1 protein-coding gene is annotated in these 264 nt (G+C 51.1%); it reads right to left on the bottom strand.

Going from position 1 to position 264, the window contains the following annotated elements; genetic code table 11:
- The coding region (locus SB772_RS42005; RefSeq protein WP_410838773.1) for a hypothetical protein at nucleotides 1–217 on the bottom strand (217 nt) is incomplete at its 3' end.
- Nucleotides 218–264: the final 47 nt, after the last annotated feature.

Below are 264 nucleotides of genomic sequence, written 5' to 3' on the forward strand. Positions count from 1 at the left end.
GTCCTATTACTCCCCAATACAACATGACCAACTTCCCCTTGAGCCGTGGAGGGAAGTTGTCGATGTCTTCCTCTCGGGCGCCGGAGTACTTACGAAGAGAAGGGAACGTCAGGAAGGAGGCGATATTCATGACAGCCCGTATCTTTCCTAATGGACCACCGTACTTGGCTGGAGCAACCGAACGGCTATTTTTGAAATGGTCCAGCATCTCGTCCATCTTGGTGTGGTACAGGTAGAGTGCGAACCCGAGGCAAAAAAATAACC

It is taken from the genome of Paraburkholderia sp. SIMBA_030, from assembly GCF_046535245.1.
GTDB lineage: Bacteria > Pseudomonadota > Gammaproteobacteria > Burkholderiales > Burkholderiaceae > Paraburkholderia.